1 protein-coding gene is annotated in these 1,618 nt (G+C 72.3%); it reads left to right on the top strand.

The features are described 5' to 3' along the window. The first annotated feature begins 124 nt into the window (after nt 1–124). Complete coding sequence (gene tnpC, locus IG74_RS0144480) at nt 125–1,558, top strand: IS66 family transposase (protein WP_063761364.1); 1,434 nt, start codon at nt 125–127, stop codon at nt 1,556–1,558. The last annotated feature ends 60 nt before the right edge of the window (nt 1,559–1,618 follow it).

Below are 1,618 nucleotides of genomic sequence, written 5' to 3' on the forward strand. Positions count from 1 at the left end.
GTAACTGGTTAGGTCTGTGGGGCTGGTGGGTGTGCCGGGCTGCAGGTTGGCGGTTGCCGGTGTCCCGGCGTTGAGAGGGCTCCTGGTTTGATCTTGGTGTCCGGTTTGGTGTTGTCTGGGGCTTGTGCCTGTTGATGACCGCTCGCCTTCGTATGAGGAGCTTGCCGCGCTGGTGGTGGAGCTGCGCTCCGAGCTGGCGGTGGTGCGGGCGGAGCTGGCTGCGGCGCGGGGGCGGATCGCGGATCTGGAGGCCCGGCTGGGCCGGAACTCGAAGAACTCCTCGAAGCCGCCGTCCTTTGACGGGCTCGCGAAACCGTCGCCGAAGTCGCTGCGGGGCCGCTCGGGCCGGGGCCCGGGACGCCCGAAAGGCCAGCCCGGCAGGACGCTGGAGCGGGTGGAGGTCCCGGACCGGGAGATACGGCACCGGCCGCGGGGCGCGTGCGCCCGGTGCGGGACGCACCTGGACTGGGCGGCCGTCGCCGGGATCGAGCGCCGTCAGGTGTTCGACCTGCCCGAGCCGGCCGGCCTGGAGGTGACCGAGCACCAGCTGCTCGTGCTCCGGTGCGGGTGCGGGCAGAAGACCACCGCCGAGGCCCCGGACGGCGTTGCGGCCCCGGTCCAGTACGGCCCCCGGATCGCCGCCGCGGGCGTGTATCTGATGCACGGCCAGTTCCTGTCCAAGGCCCGTACCGCCACCGCACTCGCGGAGCTGTTCGGCGCGCCCGTCGCCGCGGGCACCATCGCCTCGTGGGTGCGGCGCTGCGCAGCGCGGCTGGAGGACTTCGCCGCGCTGGCGGCCGAGAAGATCGCGGCAGCCCCGCTGGCGTTCTTCGACGAGACCGGGTTCCGCACCGCCGGGACGGGCCACTGGCTGCACTCCGCCTCCACTCCTTCCTTCGTCCACCTGAGCGTCCACCGCCGCCGCGGCACCGAAGCCCTCGACGCCGCCGGGATACTCCCCGCCTTCACGGGCCTGGCCATGCACGACGCCTGGGCCCCCTACGACACCTACACCCAGGCGGAGCACGCCCTGTGCTGCGCCCACGTACTGCGCGAACTGACCGCGGCCTGCGAAACCGGCAGCGAGCCGGCCCGCTGCGCGGCCTACCGCGCCACCGACGCCCTCCTCGCGCTGAAGAAGCACGCCGACACCGCCCGCGACACCGGCACCCCCACGATCGACGCGACGGTCCAGACCGGGGAACTGGCCGCCCTGCGCACCGCGGTCAGCGACGGCATCACCGCCACCGCCGCCCGGTCCTCGAAGACCGAGGCCAAGCACCACGCCCTGTTCCAGCGCCTTCACCGCCGCTGGGACGACTACCTGCGCTGGGTCAACGACCCGGCCCTGCCCTTCGACAACAATGCGGCCGAACGCACCATCCGCATGGCGAAACTCCGCATCAAGATCTCCGGAAGCCTCCGCACCCTGCGCGGTGCCCAGGACTTCGCGGCGATCCGCACCTACCTGGCCACCGCCGACCGCCACGGCCAGGCCATGCTCGACGTCCTCACCCACACCATGCGCGGCAGCCCCTGGACACCCACCACCTCCTGAAACCCCGGGCCACCCGGCGATCCAGCATGCCCACCAGCCCCCACAGACCTAACCAGTTAC

The organism is Streptomyces sp. NRRL B-1347 (assembly GCF_000720325.1).
Classification (GTDB): Bacteria; Actinomycetota; Actinomycetes; order Streptomycetales; family Streptomycetaceae; genus Streptomyces.